This is a genomic window from Blastococcus sp. Marseille-P5729, from assembly GCF_900292035.1.
Taxonomy (GTDB): Bacteria; Actinomycetota; Actinomycetes; order Mycobacteriales; family Antricoccaceae; genus Cumulibacter.
Genome location: NZ_OMPO01000002.1, coordinates 235,009 through 251,723 on the forward strand (window position 1 = coordinate 235,009; position 16,715 = coordinate 251,723).

At 70.3% G+C, this 16,715-nt stretch carries 14 protein-coding genes; 4 read left to right on the top strand and 10 right to left on the bottom strand.

What is annotated here, in order from left to right:
• Nucleotides 1–50 precede the first annotated feature (50 nt).
• A complete protein-coding gene (locus DAA40_RS09675; RefSeq protein WP_106850110.1) occupies nucleotides 51–296 on the top strand; it encodes a mycoredoxin in 246 nt (81 codons plus the stop codon).
• Here the strand turns inward: DAA40_RS09675 and nudC are convergent.
• From nudC to DAA40_RS09695, 4 genes are read right to left on the bottom strand one after another with little or no spacing between them, the layout of a single operon-like run.
• Entirely contained in the window at nucleotides 293–1,198 is a 906-nt protein-coding gene (gene nudC / locus DAA40_RS09680) for an NAD(+) diphosphatase (protein ID WP_106849530.1), read from the bottom strand. The two genes, DAA40_RS09675 and nudC, sit on opposite strands and share 4 nt — an antisense overlap.
• Nucleotides 1,199–1,213: 15 nt before the next feature.
• Nucleotides 1,214–2,545, bottom strand: coding sequence for a pitrilysin family protein (locus tag DAA40_RS09685; protein ID WP_106849531.1), 1,332 nt, complete (start codon nucleotides 2,543–2,545; stop codon nucleotides 1,214–1,216).
• A complete protein-coding gene (locus DAA40_RS09690; RefSeq protein ID WP_106849532.1) occupies nucleotides 2,542–3,846 on the bottom strand; it encodes a pitrilysin family protein in 1,305 nt (434 codons plus the stop codon). Before DAA40_RS09690 ends, DAA40_RS09685 begins: the two co-directional genes overlap by 4 nt.
• 30 nt (nucleotides 3,847–3,876) lie before the next feature.
• Nucleotides 3,877–4,779, bottom strand: coding sequence for a hypothetical protein (locus tag DAA40_RS09695; RefSeq protein WP_106849533.1), 903 nt, complete (start codon nucleotides 4,777–4,779; stop codon nucleotides 3,877–3,879).
• A 117-nt stretch (nucleotides 4,780–4,896) separates the two neighbouring features.
• On the opposite strand from DAA40_RS09695, the gene DAA40_RS09700 reads away from it, so the two are divergent.
• A complete protein-coding gene (locus DAA40_RS09700; protein ID WP_106849534.1) occupies nucleotides 4,897–5,757 on the top strand; it encodes an alpha/beta fold hydrolase in 861 nt (286 codons plus the stop codon).
• A 13-nt stretch (nucleotides 5,758–5,770) separates the two neighbouring features.
• Here DAA40_RS09700 and DAA40_RS09705 read toward each other — a convergent pair whose 3' ends face one another.
• The 6 genes from DAA40_RS09705 to DAA40_RS09730 form a co-directional block, all read right to left on the bottom strand.
• Complete coding sequence (locus tag DAA40_RS09705; RefSeq protein WP_106849535.1) at nucleotides 5,771–8,956, bottom strand: ATP-dependent DNA helicase; 3,186 nt, start codon at nucleotides 8,954–8,956, stop codon at nucleotides 5,771–5,773.
• Nucleotides 8,953–12,066, bottom strand: coding sequence for an ATP-dependent DNA helicase (locus tag DAA40_RS09710; RefSeq protein ID WP_106849536.1), 3,114 nt, complete (start codon nucleotides 12,064–12,066; stop codon nucleotides 8,953–8,955). Before DAA40_RS09710 ends, DAA40_RS09705 begins: the two co-directional genes overlap by 4 nt.
• Before the next feature lie 81 nt (nucleotides 12,067–12,147).
• Nucleotides 12,148–12,450: an MGMT family protein gene (locus tag DAA40_RS09715; RefSeq protein ID WP_106849537.1), complete on the bottom strand. Its 303-nt coding sequence runs from the start codon at nucleotides 12,448–12,450 to the stop codon at nucleotides 12,148–12,150.
• 13 nt (nucleotides 12,451–12,463) lie between these two features.
• Complete coding sequence (gene moeB, locus DAA40_RS09720; protein ID WP_106849538.1) at nucleotides 12,464–13,609, bottom strand: molybdopterin-synthase adenylyltransferase MoeB; 1,146 nt, start codon at nucleotides 13,607–13,609, stop codon at nucleotides 12,464–12,466.
• Between the two features lie 15 nt (nucleotides 13,610–13,624).
• A complete protein-coding gene (locus tag DAA40_RS09725; protein ID WP_106849539.1) occupies nucleotides 13,625–14,542 on the bottom strand; it encodes a DUF3152 domain-containing protein in 918 nt (305 codons plus the stop codon).
• Between the two features lie 7 nt (nucleotides 14,543–14,549).
• Nucleotides 14,550–15,515: an alpha/beta fold hydrolase gene (locus tag DAA40_RS09730; RefSeq protein WP_106849540.1), complete on the bottom strand. Its 966-nt coding sequence runs from the start codon at nucleotides 15,513–15,515 to the stop codon at nucleotides 14,550–14,552.
• A gap of 237 nt (nucleotides 15,516–15,752) precedes the next feature.
• Here DAA40_RS09730 and DAA40_RS09735 point away from each other — a divergent pair, with 237 nt between their 5' ends.
• Together DAA40_RS09735 and DAA40_RS09740 are read left to right on the top strand one after the other, a co-directional pair.
• A complete protein-coding gene (locus DAA40_RS09735) occupies nucleotides 15,753–16,430 on the top strand; it encodes a TetR/AcrR family transcriptional regulator (protein ID WP_234356327.1) in 678 nt (225 codons plus the stop codon).
• A 42-nt stretch (nucleotides 16,431–16,472) separates the two neighbouring features.
• Nucleotides 16,473–16,703 (top strand): DUF3107 domain-containing protein, encoded by a 231-nt coding sequence (locus DAA40_RS09740; protein WP_106849542.1) that lies wholly within the window; start codon nucleotides 16,473–16,475, stop codon nucleotides 16,701–16,703.
• Nucleotides 16,704–16,715: the final 12 nt, after the last annotated feature.

A 16,715-nucleotide genomic window follows, 5' to 3' on the forward strand; every position in this document is an offset into this window, starting at 1 on the left:
CTCCCAAAGACCACCGACATCCGCCGTCCACCAGGACTATGGTGATCGCCATGACCCAGCAAACCTTCACGATGTACTCGACCTCATGGTGCCCCTTCTGCCGCAGCCTGAAGGCGGATCTGGACAAGGCCGGGATCGGCTACGACGAGGTCGACGTCGACCGGGACGCCGAGGCCGGTGAGCTCGTGAAGTCGCTCAACGGCGGGAACCGCGTCGTCCCGACACTGGTGTTTGCGGACGGGACGTCGATGACCAACCCTCCGGTCGAGGACGTGCTGGCGAAGCTCGCCGGCTAGCCGAGCTCGCCGTACGCCCACGCCTTCATCAGGTGGTGGGCGATCGAGATGGCGCCGGGCATCGATCGGCCGCCGGTGCGCTCGGCGGGATCCCCCCAGCCGTAGAGATTGCGCACCTCCTCGCGGGTGAACCAGTCGGCCTCGGCGATCTCACCGTCATTGAGCCGAAGCTCCTGCGGACCCTCGACCCGCGCCGTGAAGCCCAGCATGACCGAGGCCGGGAACGGCCACGGCTGGCTGCCGGCGTACTCCACGTCGGTCACCGCCACGCCGACCTCCTCCTGGACCTCGCGGACGACGGCCGCCTCCAGGGTCTCCCCCGGCTCGACGAACCCGGCGAGCACCGAGAAGCGACCCTCCGGCCATACCGCTTGTCGTCCGAGCACGCAGCGGTCAGCGCCGTCGTGCACCAGCATGATGACGGCGGGGTCGGTGCGCGGAAAGTGCGGCGACCTGTCGACCTCGCAGAAGGTGGACCAGCCCCCCTCGCGGTAACTGGTCGGCCCACCGCAGATCGGGCACATCTTGTGCCGGGCGTGCCACTGCGCCAACGCGACCGCCTCGACCATGAGGCCACGGTCGGCCACCGACAGCGCCTCACCGATGGTGCGCAGGTCCACCCACTGGTCGGCCTTGAGGTCGCGCCGCGCGGATACCGCGAAGTGCGGGACGCCGTCGAGAGTCCCGAGGTATAGCCGGTCGGCGTCCGCGGACACTGCGGACGAATCCCGCCAGGCGATCCGCGGGGCCCCGGCGCTTTCGTCGATGGGCGCCTCGAAGCGGTCGGTGAGCACCAGGACCTTGCTGCGGGAGAATGCGTCGTCCAGCCAGGCCTGGTCCTTGCGGTGCTCGCCGTCGCGGTCGTGCTCGAACTCCCCGAACAGCGGTGTCACTCGTGGCATACGTGCTCCTCCTCGCTAGCGCTCCAGCACTACGGTGCCCAGTGTGCCCAACGGTCCCACGATCTGCTCGGCATCGCCTACCACTATCACCCGCGCCGCGGCCGGCGTGATCTCGCGGGCCGCGAGCTCCAGGACCGCTTCGGCGGTGACGCCGGAGATGGCCTGCAGGTTGCGGCTCAGCCAGCCCAGGTCGAGCCCGACGACCTCGAGGTTGGCGCAGGTGCTGGCCAGCCCAGCCTGGGTGGACATCGCGATCAGCGAGGAGCCCACGAGGAACTGGCGGGCATCGGCAAGCTCGTCGTCGCCGACCCGGGTGCTGGACAGGCGCCCGAGCTCATACCGGATCTCGTTGACGGCCGCGGCCGTGAACTCCGTCGAGACATCAGCCGAGACGATGAGCACGGACGCCTCGCGACCGAGGTCCACCCCGGAGCGGGGCGTATAGGTGTAGCCCTTGTCCTCGCGCAGGTTGCGGACCAGCCGGCTGGAGAAGTAGCCGCCGAACAGCATGTTGGCGACCTGCTGCACGGGGTATGCGGGGTCGGTGCGTCCCACGGCCGGCATGCCGAGCCGGATCGCGGACTGCACTGATCCCGGGCGGTCGATCACGCCGATCTGCGGCGAATCCTCGAAGCGCACCTGCGGGATGCGCTGCTGCGTGGGCGATCCGCTCCACGCGCCCAGCGCCTCCTCGACCGCGTCCAGTGCCCTGCGCGGTTGCAGGTCCCCGACCAGTACCAGGACGGCGCCGTCGGGCAGCACGCGCGAACGGTGGTGCGATCGCACCTGAGCGGCTGTGACGGCGAGCAGCTCCGCCGGCTCAGGAATCGAATGGGCATACGGGTGCGAGCCGAACATCTTCGCGGCGATCGCCTTGGCGGCAGCCGTTCCCGCGCTCGAGCCAGCGACAACGAGATGCTCCGCGACGCGACCCCGTTCGTCCTGCACGTCACGCTTCGGATAGCTCGCTGAGGTCAGAACGTCGGCGAGCAGCGCGAGGTACCCGGCAAGGGACGTGGCAAGCACGCTCCCGCCGATCATCAGCTTGTCGCGGTCGGCGCCCACGTTGAGCTCGGCACCGAGCAGGCCCAGCTCCTGCTCGAGCTCAAAGCCGTCTCGTTGGGCGGTGCCCTTGAGCATCGTCTCCGCGAGCAGCGTCGTGCGGGCCAGCGCGGTCTGGCCGGCCATCGGCGCGGGAATCCGCAGCCGCACCTCGACCATGGGGACGGTGGGTCGGCGTACGGCGATCACCCGCAGCCCGTTGGCGAGCGTGCGGCGATGGACGCGCGGTGGGCGCGCGGTCGTGACCTTCCCGAGCCCGGGAATGGCTGGCTGCGGAGCGGTCATGCACCCTCCTTCACGCGGGGCCGCGCGGGGTCGAGCGCGACGATGGCGCGGGCCGATGGTGTGAGCCGCGCCGCGGCCCGCGCTACCTGCTCGGCGGAGACCGTCAGCAGCATCTCGGGTAGATCGTTGATCAGCTCCGCCTTGCCGTAGAGCAGCTCGAGCGTTCCCATGCGCAGGGCGCGCTCGGTGATGGAGTCGTACTCGCGCAGCAGCTGCGCGACCATGCGCGTGGTGACTCGCCGCAACTCGGCGTCGGTGGGGCCGTTCTCCACCAGGTCCGCCAGGATCTCGTCCACGGCGGCGATCGCGGGCGCACGCGTCTCGGCGTCCGCGTGGTGCATCTGGATCGTCACGGTGCTCGCAGCCCGCTGGTCGAAGGGGTCACCGAACATTCCGCAATAGGCGTAGGCGCTGATGGCGAGCTGCTTCTCGAGGACGATCTCGCGATGCAGCCGGGAGGCCTCGCCGTCGTACAGCACGTCGCAGAGCACGACCGATCCGAGGTAGTCGCGCAGGGCCCCGACCGGGTCGGGGCTCTGCCAGCCCAGCGCGGTCGCCGGCATCGGGGCGTGCTCGTCGGCGACGTCGCCGTACGCCGGCTCGGTGCGCTCCGGCTCTGCGAAGCCCGGGCGGTCAGGCACCGCCCGTGACGGGATGCCGGCGAAGTGCCGCCGGACGAGCGTGCGGGCCTCGGCGAGGTCGAAGTCCCCCACGATGGTCAGGACGGCGTTCGCGGGGGCGTAGTAGCGCTCGAAGAACTGGCGGGCATCGGCCACGGTCGAGCTCTCGAGGTCCACGAAGTCGCCGTACCCGTTGTGCGTGTTGGCGAAGCTCTCGAAGAGCACGGGCGGAAGCGCAAGCCACGGGAACCCGCCGTACGGCCGGTTCAGGACGTTGACCCGGATCTCCTCCTTCACGACATCGATCTGGTTACGCAGTGTGGCCTCGGTGAGCGAGGGCGCGCGCATCCGGTCGGCCTCGAGGAACAGGGTGCGCTCAAGCGCGTGCGGCGGGACCACCTGGTGGTACTCGGTGTAGTCGGGGTGAGTGGACCCGTTGAACGAGCCGCCGACACCCTGGATGAGGCGGGCGTGGTCGTGAGTGGGTACGTGCTCCGATCCCTCGAACATCAGGTGCTCGAAGAGATGGGCGAAGCCGGTACGGCCCTCCGGCTCGGACCGCATCCCTACGTCATAGTGCACCGCGACGCCGACCGCCGCGCTGCCCGGCGCCGGGGAGAGCACGACGCGCAGGCCGTTGCGCAACCGGGTCCGGTGGACGGGGTAGCTCGGGGATCTCACTCGATCGAGCCTACCCGGGCCCGGATGCGGCTACTGGTCGACCTTGATGGAGGCGATGACCTGCTCGATGAGCGGGTACAGCTCGGCATGGGTGTTGGGGAACGAGCAGTAGAAGAGCACCGGGGCGCTCTTTCCGGTGTCGATGAGCAGCAGCACTACCCGCTCGCCGGTCGAGTCATAGCCCTCGACGTCCCAGGTGAGATCCATCGATCGTTGGTAGGCGCGGTGGCCGTCGATCGAGACCTCCTGCTCGGCCTGGTTGGTGGGGGTATTCGGCTGCGGGTAGTAGTTGCCTCGCACGGAGTCCTCCACCTCGGCCAGCACGGTCGGGTACTGGTCGGGTCCTGGGGTGCCGAACTGAGGTCCAAGAGGGCCGGAGGTCACCTGGGCGATGAACTGGCCGCCGCTCGGGACACTGGGCTGGGTGACGATGTACTCGCCCACCGTGGTGGTGTTCTCCAGCATCGTGCCCATCGTCCAGTCCTTCCACCCCTCGCCGAGGTAGTCGTAGCTGATGCCGGACTCCTTGTCGATGATGCGCAGATTCTGCTGGCCGGGATCGTCCTGGGTGTACTGCCCGGTGGCCAGGTTGTCGCTCTCCGAGTCGTCGTTCTTCGCGGTGAACACGCCGGTGACGACCAGCAGGAGGATCACCAGGCCCGCTGCTACCAGGCCGCCGATCCCCCACAGCAGCCCCTTGGGGATCGTGCCGCGCCGTCGCGCGTCCTCCGGCCAGCGACCGGGCGGCGCCGGCGGAAGCTGGTAAGAGGCCCAGCGCTGGTGGGGCGGCACCTGGTCCGGGGACCAATGCGCGGGCTGCCCGGGGCCGTAGACCTGCGGCCCCGGGTGCGTCGACGGCGTGGCGGGGACGACGACCTCGTACTCCGCGTCGTCCCCGTCGTGGCTATGGCCTGGGTGCACTGGGGTGCTCACATGCTCTCCGGCGGTTGTGTCGATGGCTGCGGTTCCATTCTCGCAGCCAGGCGCGCAGTACGACGGATCTGGACGCGAGGGGGTTGCGCATGACGGGCGACCCGATAACGTTCGCTCATGTCCTTCGCATTGAGCCCATCGACCGTCACCGTCGCCACCGAGGACGCCGGCGAGCTGAGTTTCGACCTGTTGCGCAGCGATGCCGACGGGCCGCAGGTGATCGCGCTGCACGGTTTCCCGCAGGGCGCCCGCGCCTGGACCGGCGTCGCGGAGCTCCTCGCCGGCCAGGGCATCGGGCTGGTCGCAGTCGACCAGCGCGGCTACAGCCCATCAGCTCGGCCGGAGGGCGTTGAGCACTACGGGGACCGGATCCTGTCCGCGGACGTCATTGCGATCGCCGACGCGCTGGGGCTGGATCGCTTTCATCTCACCGGTCACGACTGGGGCTCGCATGTCGCGTGGGTGACCGCCGCGGCGCACCCGGACCGAGTTCAGACCCTGACCGCCGTCTCGATCCCGCACCCCACGGCCTTCTCCCGGGCCTTTCGTGAGGATCCCGACCAGGCGAGGCGCTCGGAGTACTTCCGGCTGTTCTGGCAGCCGGGTGTGGGCGAGCAGACACTCCTCGCGGACGACGCCCGCTACCTGTACGACGCGCTCGATGACGTGCCCCCGGAGGACAAGAAGCATTACGTCACTCGGCTGCAGCAGCCGGGCGCGCTCACCGCGGCCCTGTCGTGGTACCGCGCGATGGGCTCCGGTTCTCCGGTAGGGCCGGTCACGGTGCCGACCACGCTCGTCTGGAGCGACGGCGACCGCGCGGTCGGGCGGACGGCGGCCGCTCTGTGCGCGCAGTACGTCGAGGCCGACTACCGGCTGGTGGAGCTCGCGGGGGTGAGCCACTGGATTCCAGAGCGCGCGGCCGAGCCGCTGGCGGATGCCATCGCCGCCCGCGTCGGCTCCGCAGCACCTGCCTGATGACCCGGCCGTCCTAGGGCTGGCTCGAGGCCTCGGGGAGAGTCCGGATCAGATCGATCAGGGCGGCCTCGTCGAGCACCCGCTCCGGACGGTGCGTGATGCCGTCTGCGACGTAGAAGAAGCCCGCGCGAACCCGGTCGGGCGGTACACCCTTGATCCGCGCCCACGCCAGCCGGTACACCGCGAGCTGCACCTCGGCGGCGAGCAGTGCCTCGCCACTCGGGCGCCGTCCGGTCTTCCAGTCGATGACGTCGTAGTCGGCGTCGTCGCCGTCCCACTCGAAGACGGCATCGAGCCGGCCACGCAGCGGCACCCCGTCGACCATGAGATCGAACCCGGTCTCGGTCTCCAGCGGGCGTCGCTGGGCCCATTCGCTCTGCTCGAAGCCGGCGATGAGGTCGTCGATGCTCGCGTCGGCCTCGATGCCCTCGTCCCCCGCTCCGGGCAGCTCATCGATGTCGATCAATGAGTCGGATCCGAAGCGGTGCTCGACCCACGAGTGGAACAGCGTGCCGCGGTCTGCCTCGCGGGCGATCGCGCGCGGAACCGGACGCCGCACGTCGAGCGCGAACTGCACCGGATCGTTCTTGATGGCGACCAGCTGAGACGCGGACAGCCGGGCGGGCGCCTCGACCTCGACCACCCGCGTCTGCCGGTGCGCGGATCGCTCGGCCAGCAGGAGTCTGGTCGCCTCCAGCCAGGGATGCTCTTGCGCGTTCAGCGGCTCTCTCGCTGCCGGCGGTTCGAGCGGCGCGAGTGCGGCAGCGGCGTCCCTGGTGTCGCGTTGCTCGCGCGTCAGCCCACTCACCGGCCAGCGAGCTGCGACGATGTCGCCGAGTGCAGGATTCTCGTCGTCCTTTGTCTGTGCTTCGACCCATTCCACGATCTGCCCGCCGGTGCGCTGCGCGTGATCGCGCACGAGCTCCAGATACTCCGAGGGCGGCCGCGGAGTCACGGTGCTGGCCTTCCACTGTGCCCCGCTCATCCACAACCGGTGCCGGGCCCGTGTGATCGCCACATAGACCAGGCGTCGCTGCTCCTGCTCGTGCCGTTCGCGCACCAGGTCCTTGAACGGCTTGACGAACCCCGAGGCGACCTTGGAGGGGTCATCGACCTCCCCGATGGTGTTGGGCGGCAGGACGTCTCGATCCCCGCGGAGCTCGTACGGCAGCACGGCGCCGTCGCCCACCCAGCCCGCCGCAGGCCTCGGCTGCCCCGGCAGCGACCTCTCCGTCGCGCCCACGATGTACACGTGGTCCCACTCCAGACCCTTGGCCGCGTGCATCGTCAGGACCTGCACGGTGCCCGCCCGCGGGGTGACTCCCTCGATGACGATCCCGCGATCGGCTTCCTCCGCCGCCTCCAGGTAGTCGAGGAAGGCGTCGGCGGAGTCGACTCCGGCACCGCCGCCGAACGAGTGCGCGATGGCCGTGAACTGATCGAGCGCCGCGCGGGGTGTGGTGCCGCGTCGCAGATCGCGGACGGTCGACTCGACATCGACCCCGAGGGCACGTTCGATGGCGGCGACCAGGTCGGTGAGCGACTCACCCATCAACCCGCGCAGCTGGCGCAGCTCGAGAGCGTAGTCCCGCAACCGCTGCCATCCAGTGGGCGAGAAGGACTCGCTGGCGGCCTGCTCTATCCGGTCGAGCGCGTCGACGAGGCTGGCTTCATCAACCTCGTCTGCATCGGCGTCCTCGGCGACTCGTCGCCCGGCGAGCCGCCGGGCATAGGCCTGCAGCGCGACGAGGTCGCGCGCCCCCAGCCTCCAGCGGCGGCCACCGAGCAGCTGCACCAGGTCGGTATCGGCGTCCGGCCTGGTCAGCACGCGCAAGGTCTGGACGACCTCCCCCACCTCGGGCAGCGAGAGCAGACCCGACAGGCCCACCACCTCCACGGGCAGCTGCTGCTCGTAGAGGGCGTCGATCACGGCGCCGAACTCCTCCGATCGTGCCCGGCACAGCACAGCTACGCTCGCGCCATCGGTCTGCCATCGGCTGGCCACATCTGCAGCCACGGCGCGAGCCTCGCTGTCGACGGTCTGGAAGTACCCCGCGGCGAGCTCGCCTGGGCCGGCCGCCGGACCGGCACGCAGGACGGCGACCTCGGCTCCCGCCTTCAGCAGCGGCTCGGACACCGCATTGGCGAGCCCCAGGATGGCCTCGTCGTTGCGAAAGCTCGTCTGCAAGGTCATCAACGGAACGCGCTCGCCGCCGCCGAAGTCGCGACGGAACGCCGCGAGAGTGTCGGCGCTCGCGCCCCGAAAACCGTAGATCGCCTGACAGGGGTCACCCACCGCCGTGATGGGATGACCGGCGAACAGGCGGTGCAGCAGCAACGCCTGGGCGGTCGAGGTGTCCTGGTACTCATCGAGCATCACCACGTCATAGCGCGCTCGTTCGCCCGCCCCGACCTCGGGGAAGCGTTCGGTGATCTTGCACGCGGCCTGCAGCGTGTCCCCGAAGCTCATCAGGTCACCCTCCGCCTTTGCCGTCTGGAACCGCTCGACCAGCGGCGCAATCGCCAGCCGGCGGGTGACCCCGGCAATGTCAGCCCAACTCTTGAACGGCTTGCCGCTCGACCTCTCGATCGCCGCGATGTGCTCGAGCACCTGATGGCAATGGTCGAGCACTGCATCGACCCCGGCCAGGTGCGCGGCCATCTCGTCGGTGAGCGCGACCACGGCCTTGGTCAGCGCTGGGGCGCCCAACCCCACGCTCTCCAGGGGTCCGTCGTAGGCGGTCACCACGCGTTGGGCGAGCTGCCACAGCGCGGCGGCGTCGGCGGTCTCCACCGACGGCTCGATGCCTAGCCGCAGCCCGTGCTCAGTGACGATGCGCCGGGCGAACGCGTCGTAGGTGAGCACCGTCGGCTCGGCCCGCAGCATCGACTCGCGGTGGGCGCTCGCCAGGCCCGGGATGTCGCGCGCGGCCTGACGCAGCCGCAACCGGACTCGTTCGGCGAGCTCACCGGCCGCCTTGCGGGTGAAGGTCAGCCCCAGGACCCGGTCGGGATCGACGAGTCCGTTGCAGACCAGCCACACCACCCGCGCAGCCATCGTCTCGGTCTTGCCCGAGCCGGCACCGGCGACGATCGCGCTGGGTCCGAGCGGCGCGGCGATGACCGCGCTCTGCTCGGGTGTCGGCTGGTGCGCGCCGGTGTGCTCGGCGACTGCCTCGGGGCTCAGGAACTCGCTCATAGCTCGTCCTCCCCCACTGAACGGATCGCCGGACAGACCGAGCGGAAGTCGCAGTTGCGGCAGGCGCTGCTCGGCTGAGCGGTGAACGAGCCTGCTGCCATCCCCTCGGCCAGCTCGCCGGCCAAGGCGTGTGCCCACTGCGGATCCTCGTCGCGCGACAGCGCCGGCTGAGTGCGTCCTCCGCTGTTGCCGACGCGCGGGAAGAACAGCTCGGCACCACCGGACCGGGTTTGCGGTCCGAACGCACCGTGCTCCGCGGCCAGCTGATAAAGGCCTAGCTGCGGATGCCGCAGCGCGTCCTTGTGGGACGGCGCGGTACTGCCGGTCTTGAGGTCGATCGTGTACAATTCGCCGGTGTGCCGGTCCCGCTCGAGGCGGTCGACTGAACCACGGATTCGCGCCCGCCCGATCACGACGTCGAACTCGCGCTCGTTGCCTACCCATTCGGTGTCGCGGCCGAGCAGCCAGTCCGCCATCCGCTCGATCATCTGCTCCACGATCGCGCGCCACCGTCGGTCCTCCCAGGGCGATGGGATGTCGAGTGCCGCCCAGCCGTCGTCGATCACCGCCCGCATCGTGAGCACGAGCTCGGCGTGGGTGCGCCCGCGGGTCTCCCCGACCGCCTCGAACGCTGCGTGCACGAGGGTCCCGACCGTCGCGTTGATGGTCTGCGGCCGGCTGCCGACGCGACCGAGGAACCACTGCAGCTGGCAGGTCTGAAAGGTCGCCGCGGCGGACGGCGAGATCCTCACCGGCACATCCTCGGCGCCGATCGGTTCATCGGTCGAGACCTTGCGGACGGCGTACCAGTCGGCGGGCGCCGCGCCGGGCACGCCGGCCTCGGCCAACATGCGAAGCGACTGCGCCGCCGCTGCCCGGTCTGCCGGTCCGCTGGTGGGATCGACCAGGCAGGCGCGCAGCTGCGCAAGATGATCGATCATCGAAAGGCTTCGATCAAGTCGAGCAGTCTGTCGCGCCTGGCCTGGTGCTACACCTGCGTGCTCACACACCTCGTCGTAGAAGCGCGATGGTCGCTCCCCCGGCCCTTCGACCGCCGACAGGATCACCTGGCGGCGGGCGCGAGTCAGCGCCACATAGAACAGCCTGCGCTCCTCCTGAAGCAGTTGAGCGCGGCGATCGAGGACGACGCCGTCGAGACCGGACGCGAGGTCGGCCAGCTCTTCGGTGCGCAGGATCGTGTTGCGCGGCACCAGGTTGGGCCAGCCGCCGTCCTGCACGCCCACCACCGCGACGACCTCCCATTGCCGTCCCTTGGCGTTGTTCGCGCTCAGTACGCTGACGCGCTCCGCGGCCCGAGCAGCGCGTCCCAGCCGGTCGGCGGGCAGCTCCTGCTCCTCGATCTCCTTGGCGATCGTCTCGAAGTCGGCCTCGCGCAGCCGGCTGCTCAGGGAGGCCGCGACGGCGAACGCGGCGATCACGGCATCGAGTCGCTGGTCGGCGTCCGCGCCACGCCTGCCGCCGCTGAGCGCCTCGACCCGCCAGCGCTCCTGCGCGCCGGTCTCCCGCCAGGCCGCGTGCAGCAACTCTTCACCGCTCGCCCCCGCGGCGTCATCGGCACGAAGCCGGGCCAGGATCCGAGTCAGCTCACGCAAACCCGCCAGGTCGGCGTCCTCCGGGAGATCGGCTCGGCCGGCCACGATCTCGGCGAGCACTCGGGTCGAGGACCGACCGCCGCCGGCCGCCGTCTCCGCAGCACGCAGCGCACGCCGCATCCGCCGCAGCGTCAACGCATCGTGGCGGAAGTAGGGCGAGCGCAGCAGCTCCTCGACCGTGGCTGCGCTCGGTTCATCGGTGCGCGCCAGGCGGACCAGGTCCACCAGCGACCGGACTGCCGCACTCTGCCCCACCGGCGGCTCATCGCTACCGAGGTCGAGTGGTACGCCGGCAGCCGCGAAGGCGCGCTTCACCGCCGGCAGGATCGCGGCCGCCGAGCGCGAGATCACGCACATCTCGCTCCAGGGCACCCCATCGACCAGATGTCGCTCGCGCAGCAGGGCCGCAACCTCTGCCGCCTCGCGATAACCGCTCGCGGCGCGGACGGCGACCAGCGGTTCCATCTCGTCCTGCGCCAGCACGCACTGCGGGAGCACGGCACCCCAGGTGGCCGACCAGTTGCCGACCGCCTGAACCACCCCCGGGCTCGAGCGGTATCCGGTGCTCAGCGAGACTGTCGACTCGGGTGCGAAGTCGGCCAGCGCCCGGCGATCGGCCCCACGGAAGGCGAAGACCGACTGGTTCACGTCGCCCGCGAGGACGACGCTGGGCACTCCCTCGGCGAGCAGCTCGACCAGCTCGCGCTTCGCCGGATCGAGCTCCTCGGCCTCGTCGACGTAAAGATAGCCGAGCCGACGATGCTCGCGCAGCAGCTCGTCCGGGTCACCGCGCCACAGGTCGACGACGGCCCGTACCAGCTCGGCGGGGTCATAGGAGTCCTCCAGCCGCATGCCGGTGACGCCCGAGTACTCGGTGAGGAAGCTGCTCAGCGATCGCCAGACCGGTCGGTCGTGCTCGTCCGCCCAGCGGCGCAGCTGCCCGGCGCTGATCCCGTGCTGCGCGCAGCGCATCAGCGCATCGCGCAGCTCCCCGGCGAACCCGCGCGTCGACAGGGCGGCGCGGAGATCGTCGGGCCAGGTCGTGCGGCCCTCACCTTCGAGCGCGCCGTGCAGCAGATCGCGGATGATCGCGTCCTGCTCGGGGCCGGTGATCAGTCGCGGCGCCGACCATTCCGCCTGCCGCCGTCCGGCCCGGTCGAGCACGCCCCACGCATAGGACTCGAAGCTGCGCACGGGCACCTCGCGCAGCGCGACGGTCGTCTCGGCGACCAGCGCGTCGCGCAATGCTGCGGCGCTACGGCGGCTGAAGGTCAGCAGCAGCACCTCGCCCGCCTCGGCGCCCTCGTTGAGCCTGGCCGCCGCCGCCCGCGCAAGCATCGATGTCTTGCCCGAGCCGGGGCCGCCGACGACCCGCAGCCTGCCGCGACGATGCTCGATCGCTCGCTCGGCCTCGGCGTCGGGCAGCCACTCACGGCGCACGGAGCGAGCCGGTCGCACCAACCGCACCGGTGGCCGCGACTCGGTGGGCGACGCCATTGCTACCTCCTCAGCTCACATGCTGGATCCCTATGCCACCAGCACACCACGATGGGCTGACAATTCCCTGGCCGGACGACGTCAGACGGTCAGAAACGCCGTCCTCGGCACCCGGTCGCCGCGTACCGCGATCCCTTCGGCGCGCAGCCGGTCGCCCTGGCGGGTGGCGACCTCGGGCGCGAAGGAGCCGTCCGCACGCAGCACCCGCCACCAGGGGACGCCGGCGCCGAGGTCTCTCACCACCCGGGCTACCTGCCGAGGGCCGCCGCGTCCGAGATCCGCACCGACGACCGCGGCGATCTGGCCGTAGGACATCACCTTGCCGGCCGGGATCGTCTCGACGACCGCGAGGACGGCGTCGGCGTACTCGTCGATCTCGAGCATCAGATCTCGAGCATCAGTACGGCGTGAGCGAGGTGTCGACCTGGTCGATCCAGGCGAGGATTCCCCCGTCGATGTGCCAGACCCGCTCGTAGCCTGCCGCTCGGAGGGCCTTGAGCGCGTGCCCTGAGCGACCCCCGGACTTGCAGTAGAGCAGGACGTCGCGGTCGGTGTCGAGATGGACACCCGGCTGGTCGGTCAGCTGCTCGCGCGGCACCAGCACCGATCCCTCGATCACACAGATCTGCGCCTCGTACGGCTCGCGGACGTCGATCAGCTGCACGTCGCGGTGCTTGATCCACCTGGCTGCCTCGCGGGCGTCGATCGTGCGGTCGGCGATCGGGTCGGCCGCCTCCTGCTCGACGGGGGTGAGCTCGGTGATCGGGGCGCGTCCGCTCGGACCGAAGGCGACCTGGCGCATCCGCATGCTCAGCAGGTCGCAGATCAGCACCCGGCCAAGCAGCGGTTCGCCGATCCCGGTGATCAGCTTGATCGCCTCGGTCGCCATCAGGGAGCCCACGACACCGCAGATCGAGCCGATCACGCCCGCCTCGGCGCACGACGGGATCAGGCCGGGAGCCGGCGCCGCCGGGTGCAGGTCGCGGTAGGTGCGGCCCAGCCCGCCCGGCGCGTCCTGCCAGAAGACGCTGACCTGGCCCTCGAATCCCAGGATCGAGCCCCACACGTACGGAATCCCGGCGATCGCGCACGCGTCGTTGACCAGATAGCGAGTGGCGAAGTTGTCCGACCCGTCGACGACGATGTCGTACGACGAGACGATCTCGACGGCATTCTGCGCGGTCAGCCGCTCGGGGTGCTTGCGGACCGCGACGCCGGAGTTCAACCGGGTGACCGCCAGCGCGGCCGAGTCGACCTTCAGCGCGCCCACGTCGGGCTCGCCGTGGATGACCTGGCGCTGCAGGTTCGAGCGTTCCACACGGTCATCGTCGATGACGCCGAGGGTTCCGACCCCGGCCGCGGCGAGATACTGCAGCACCGACGAGCCGAGACCACCGGCGCCGATGCTCAGCACGCGAGCGCCGGCCAGGCGGCGTTGACCGTCCTCGCCGACGACGCCGAGCGCCAGATGCCGGGAATAGCGGATGCGATCGTCGCTGGTCAGCGGCAGTGCTGGGGAGACGATGGGATCGATCGGGCTCACCTCCTGCGGCTCAGGCTATGCCGGAGCGGTCGGGTTGTCCGCCGGACCGTTCGGGTAGGGCCAGGCGTTGATCGCGCACGGGAGCACTCCGAGCGTCTGCTGCATCATGACCGGCGCCTTCGCGCCGGGTGCCGGGCACTCGACGTGGGTGTGCCCGAGGTAGTGCCCGACCTCGTGGTTGACGACGTACTGGCGGTAATCCTCGAGGTATCCCTCGTAGTCGGTCACCCCGATCGACCACCGGGCCAGGTTGATGACGGCTCGATCGCCGTACCGACACGAGGTGAAGCCGTTGGTGTTGTATCCCGGGCAGAGGCCCTCGACGTGATCGGGGCTCACCAGGGCGACGTGGAAGTCGACGTCCCCGCTGCTGACGCGCTGGAAGCTCATCTGGCCGCCCGCCCCCCACGAGCGGGGATCACCGAGGATCTGCTCGACCTCCGCTGCGAACTGGGCGCCGTCGACGCCGATTCCGCCCTCGACCTCGACGTCGAAGGTGAGTACCGGCCCGCCGGTGCCGAGCACTGCGCTCTGCCCGGGCACCACGTTCAGGGAGCTGTCGCCGGCCTGCACGAACGACGAGGTCGGCGCGGCCGGCGTGTCGGTTGCCCCCGGCTCACCCTCGGTAGTGGCACTGCTCGGTGCCGACGAGTCGGACGGCGCCGCCGTGGCGCCTCCGAACCCGGCCGTCGCGATCTCGCCCCCCGCGGGCTGCGGAGGGTTGGCGACCGCGACGACCAGCGCGAGCACGGCGAGACCGGTCAGGACCGGCAGCGCCAGCGCGCGCCAGCCATGCCGGGCGATGAACCGACTAACGCGCTCGGGCCGGCGACGGGCGGCTGGAGCCGGCGCGTCGACGTCCGACGCGACGTCGTCCGGCGCGACGTCGTCCGGCGCGAGATGGCGCGGCCGATACTCCTGGTCGTCGGTCATCGGGACCTCAGGCCGCCGAGGCGTTGTCGCGCTCACTTTCGTTCACGAGAGACAACACTGCCTCAGCAGTGGCCTCGGGCACCTCAAGCTGTGCGGTATGTCCCACGTTCTCGAAGACGTGCAGCCGCGCGTCGGGGATGACGCCGGCGAGCTTCGGAGCGCGCTTGACCGGCACGAGGCGGTCCTTGTCACCCCAGATGACCGCCGTCGGCATCGGCAGGCCGGCGGCAAGCCGCCATGGGTTGTCCTTCTTGCGGTGCAGGTGCACCGCAACGATGGAGCGCAGGCTGCCGGAGAAGGCCGGAACGGCCCAGGGGAAGCCGGCACGCGCCGCGATCTCCTCCGCCTGCTGCTCGAGCCGGTACTCGGGAATGCTCTCGGGGTCGGCGAAACACAGCTCGGCCGACATCCGCGCGCGGGACAGGAAGTCCACGTCGTTGATTCGCTGCTGGATGCGTGAGCCGATATAGGGCAGCGCCAGCAGCGCCATCCGCGGATCGGCGTCGGTCGTAGCCTCGAAGCCGGGTACCGCCGGAGAGACGAGGCTGAGGGTGGCGACCTGCTCGGGTCGCTGCGCCGCCACCCGGATCGAGATCAGCCCGCCGAGCGAGTTGCCGACCAGGTGCACCCGCTGCGACGGCACCAGCGCCTCGATCGCCGCGCTCACCCAACGAGCCGCCGCGGCGATCGAGTAGTCGCCGTCCGGCGCCGGGTCGGACAGACCCCACCCGGGCAGATCCAGGGCGATGGAACGGAACCGGCCCCGCAGCGACGTCGCCAGGTCGGTCCAGTTGGATGCCGAACCCCCGAGACCGTGCACGTGCAGAAGCACCGGGGCGTCGTCCGGGCCGTCGGTGTGCCTGGCATGCAGGGTCGCCACGCGCTCCCCCCGCGGCGTCTGCACGGTGAGCCGGTGGAAGCGTCCCGGCCACGGCTCGGTGCGGGTGCGGTAGTCGATGAGATTCTCAGGCACGGTTGGTCATCCTTGGGTCCAGGGCGTCGCGCTCGCCCGGTCGGCAACAGATCGGTGGCCCGACCGGGAACAAATCCGGTGAAGCGCATCGTTCAGGATACCGCCGTTGATGTGAGGAAGCAGTCCAGTCGGCACCGAGGCCCGTGGGTTCTCGGCCCGTCGCCCGCCGGTCGGGTACCCATCAGTAGGCTGAGAGGTCGGGAGATGCGGTCAGCGGTATCGGTCGAGGGGAGCGCGATGACCAGCGAGCAGGACACCAGCGCGGTCGCGAACCAGGGGGAGCAGGACCCAGCGTCGACGATGTCCGCGAACGGTGCGCCGGCGAAGGGCAGGATGCCGCGATCGGAGCGGCGTAAGCAGTTGTTGGACGCCGCCCGGGAGATCTTCGTGTCCGCGGGTTACCACCAGGCCGCGATGGATGACATCGCCGAGCGCGCCGGGGTGAGCAAGCCGGTGCTGTACCAGCATTTCCCGGGGAAGCTCGAGCTGTATCTGGCACTTCTCGACCTGCACATCACCGACCTCGTCGGCCGGATCGAGGCGTCGATGCGCGAGACCGGCGACAACAAGCAACGGGTGCGCGCCGCGGTGGCCTCGTACTTCGAGTTCGTCGACTCCGGCAGCCAGGGCTACCGCCTGGTGTTCGAGTCCGACCTGCGCAACGACCGCCAGGTCGGCGAACGGGTGGCCGGCGCCCAGGACGCCTGCGTCGATGCGATCGCCCAGGCCATCGCCGGAGACACCGACCTCGGCCTGGCCAAGGCCCGGCTGCTCGCGGTCGGGCTCGTCGGAGTCAGCATCGCCAGCGCCAGCGCGTGGTTGGCCAGCCGCGACCAGATCAGCCGCGACGAGGCCATCGAGCTGATGACGGCCTTGCTCTGGCGCGGCCTGACCGCCTTCCCGTCCACCAAGTAACCAACCCCGCTCCGGCAACGACGGAGCACGCATAGGAGCATCGTGGAAATCAAGATCGGAATCACCCACTCCCCTCGTGAGATCTCCCTGGACACCAAGCAGGACGCCGAGGAGGTCCGCGCCAAGATCCTCGAGGCGCTGCGCGACGACGACAACGTCCTCGAGCTCGCCGACAAGCGGGGTCGTCAGTACCTGGTGCCGGTCGGGCGGATCGCCTACGTCGAGGTCGGCGAGGGCGACGCGCGGCGAGTGGGATTCACCGCAACGGACTGAGCCAGGCGGCCC

Bases quoted from the DNA above. Each gene is read 5' to 3' on its own strand.
- DAA40_RS09675 (WP_106850110.1), top strand. From the start codon at position 51: ATGACCCAGCAAACCTTCACGATGTACTCGACCTCATGGTGCCCCTTC.
- DAA40_RS09715 (WP_106849537.1), bottom strand. From the start codon at position 12,450: ATGCTCGAGATCGACGAGTACGCCGACGCCGTCCTCGCGGTCGTCGAG.
- DAA40_RS09700 (WP_106849534.1), top strand. From the start codon at position 4,897: ATGTCCTTCGCATTGAGCCCATCGACCGTCACCGTCGCCACCGAGGAC.
- DAA40_RS09705 (WP_106849535.1), bottom strand. From the start codon at position 8,956: ATGAGCGAGTTCCTGAGCCCCGAGGCAGTCGCCGAGCACACCGGCGCG.
- DAA40_RS09725 (WP_106849539.1), bottom strand. From the start codon at position 14,542: ATGACCGACGACCAGGAGTATCGGCCGCGCCATCTCGCGCCGGACGAC.
- DAA40_RS09710 (WP_106849536.1), bottom strand. From the start codon at position 12,066: ATGGCGTCGCCCACCGAGTCGCGGCCACCGGTGCGGTTGGTGCGACCG.
- DAA40_RS09685 (WP_106849531.1), bottom strand. From the start codon at position 2,545: ATGACCGCTCCGCAGCCAGCCATTCCCGGGCTCGGGAAGGTCACGACC.
- nudC (WP_106849530.1), bottom strand. From the start codon at position 1,198: ATGCCACGAGTGACACCGCTGTTCGGGGAGTTCGAGCACGACCGCGAC.
- DAA40_RS09735 (WP_234356327.1), top strand. From the start codon at position 15,753: ATGACCAGCGAGCAGGACACCAGCGCGGTCGCGAACCAGGGGGAGCAG.